General features: G+C 68.7%; 2 protein-coding genes. Both read right to left on the reverse strand.

Annotated elements, in window-relative coordinates:
• Positions 1-113: 113 nt before the first annotated feature.
• The gene (gene istB, locus AC0699_RS39570) at positions 114-905 is read right to left on the reverse strand and encodes an IS21-like element helper ATPase IstB (protein ID WP_478671516.1); all 792 of its coding nucleotides are present in this window, start codon (positions 903-905) and stop codon (positions 114-116) included.
• Positions 905-2,440, reverse strand: coding sequence for an IS21 family transposase (gene istA, locus AC0699_RS39575; RefSeq protein ID WP_478671520.1), 1,536 nt, complete (start codon positions 2,438-2,440; stop codon positions 905-907). Before istA ends, istB begins: the two co-directional genes overlap by 1 nt.
• Between the last annotated feature and the right edge of the window lie 131 nt (positions 2,441-2,571).

Genomic DNA, 2,571 nt, shown 5'->3' on the forward strand with positions numbered 1-2,571 from the left:
TGTCAACGGCCGTGTAGTTCTCCCCGGTGGCGGCCAGGAGTTCGCCCCACTGGCGGCCACCGAGATGTCCCCGGTGGCAGCCAGATAAGTCCCCGCCTTCGCGCTGGGTCGGGTCAGCTGAAGGGCTTCACCCCCTGTCCGCTGGTGGCCTGGGTGAGCCGGTAGCTGTCACCCTGGGTGACGACGATGTGAGCGTGGTGCATGAGCCGGTCGACCGTCGCGGTGGCCAGGGTCTTGGGCATGATCTCGTCGAACCCTGACGGGTGGAGGTTGCTGGAGACGGCGATCGAGCGTCGTTCGTAGGCGGCGTCGACCAGGCGGTAGAAGCCCTCCGAGGCGTCCGGTGAGACGGGCAGGAGCCCGATGTCATCGACGATGATCAGGTCCGAGCGGACGATCTTCGCGAGGGCTCGAGCGATGGAGTCGTCCGCTCGGTGCCGGCGGACCAGGGCTCCGAGGTCCTCGATGGTGAACCAGGAGACGGTCAGTCCGGCCTCGACCGCGGTCTGCCCGAGGGCTTCGGTGAAGTGGCTCTTGCCCGTGCCGGAGGGCCCGCAGATGCAGAAGTTCTCCCGACGCCCGACCCATTCCAGGGACTTGAGGGCGTCCTGGGTCGGCCGCGGGATCGCGGATTTGGTCTCGTCCCAGTCGCCGAAGGTCTTGCCGGTGGGGAATCCGGCCCGCTTGCGGCGGGTGTGGAGGTTGGCCCGGTCGCGTCCGGCGGCTTCCTCGGCCAGCAGGACACGGACGACCTCGGCCGGGTCCCAGCGTTGTGCCTTGGCGGTGGGGATCAGGTCGGCCAGTGCTCGTCGCAGGTGCGGGAGCTTGAGGCGTTTGGTCAGCTCGATGGCCTCGGCGAGCGGGTCACCGTTGGTGCCGGGAACGGTGCGGAGTGGGGTGGCCATCAGGCGAGGTCGCTTTCGTCGTGCTCGGGGACGTCCGAGGTCGTGGTGGGCAGGCCGAAGGAGGACCAGGCAGAGGTGCCGGGCTGCAGGGAGTGTTCCTCGCTGCGGCGGACGGGCTCGGTGTTCTCGCGTGTGGCCTGGTAGTCGAGGATCGACAACAGGTCCTTGTCCGCGAACCGGGCGGTGACCGCGGCGGTGCCCAGAGCCCGGTCGACCTCGGCCACCGAGTAGAGCTTGGACAGGGCGACGGCCTCGGTCATCTTCGCCTTGATGCGGCGGACCCCTGTCGCACCGGCTTCGACCAGCCAGGACGCTGCCCCGGGACCGAGCGTGAGGAAGGCGGCCTCCTCTGCCGAGGTGGCTTTCGGGGTGCGGTCGGCCCGCTTGTCCTGGCGTGGTGGGTAGTGGGCGTCGTCCAGCACTGGGGTGCCAGGCTGTCCCCGCCGGTGGCGGGCCACCTCCCGGGCCGAGCCGTCCTCGCCGACCGCGGCGACGATCAGCTCGTCGCCGTGGAAACGGGCCCAGACCCGGTTGTCGATGAGCTCGTGCGGAACGGAGTAGCGCACTCCTTCGACGGAGATCGTGGCATCCCAGTTCACTCGCCGGGTGGTGCCGAAGGCGGCGGTGAAGGGCCGTCTGGGCAGCGGATGCAGTCGCTGTTGTTCCTCGGCGAGGCGTTCGGCCGGCTTGCGCCGTGTTGCCCGGTGGGTGCGGGAGTTGACCTCGTCGCAGAAGGTCCGGCAGGCGGCCTCGAGCTCGCCGAAGGTCTTGTAGTGCTCGCGCAGGTTGATGTCTTTCGGGACCAGGTCGGCCTTGGCGATGCGGACCGTCGCTTCGGATCCGCCCTTGGTCTCCGGGTCCGCGGGTAAGCAGGTGCGTATGGTCGTGCCGTAGTGGCGGGCGACCTCGACGATCTCCGGGTTGCGGACCGCGATTCCGGCGACGTGGTCGGTGGTGACCGTCTTCTCGTTGTCGGTGAGCACGTAGGCGGGCACTCCGCCGATCCGGCGGAACGTCGCGTCCAGGCACGAGGTGACCGTGGGCAGCGTCTTGTCCCAGATCGGGATCACGACGCGGAAGCGGGACCAGGCCAGCCAGGCGCACCACAGGATGGTTTTGCGTCCGGCGATGGTCGGTCCGTCGCCGAAGTCGTACTGGATCCACAGCCCCGGCTCTGTCACCCACGGCCGATAGACCCGGCGCCGGCCCGCTCTGAACTGGGCTTTCGCCTCGGCGACGGTGCGGCGGGTGGTGCGTTCTCCGCCGGTGAAACCCATCGCGACAAGCCGTTTGTGCACGACGTCTGCGCGGATCTTGCCCTGGGAACGGACCACCAGTTCCTCGATCTTCGGCAGATAGTCGTCGATCGCACGAGCCCGGTGACGCCGCTGATCGGGATGCTGACCAGCGGCCCGCATCTTCACATACCGGGCCACCGTGTGATGGTCGACGCCGGCCAACTCGGCCGCGGCACGGTAACTGCCCGTGAGGTCGTACGCCTCAAGGATCTCCATGATCTCCCTGCTGTTCTTCACCCGCTCGAGCCTCGCCGAGCGGGATGCGTCCGTAGCGAGCGGGGAGATATCCGGCCGTACGTGGGGAATTCCGTGGCCGTCAGTGGGGCGGTAAGTGGCCGCCTATGGGGAGCTTTTCACGGCCGCCGTCA

The organism is Streptomyces sp. NPDC043870 (assembly GCF_056435785.1).

Coding starts and splice junctions, on each gene's coding strand:
- istB (WP_478671516.1), bottom strand. CDS start 905: ATGGCCACCCCACTCCGCACCGTTCCCGGCACCAACGGTGACCCGCTC.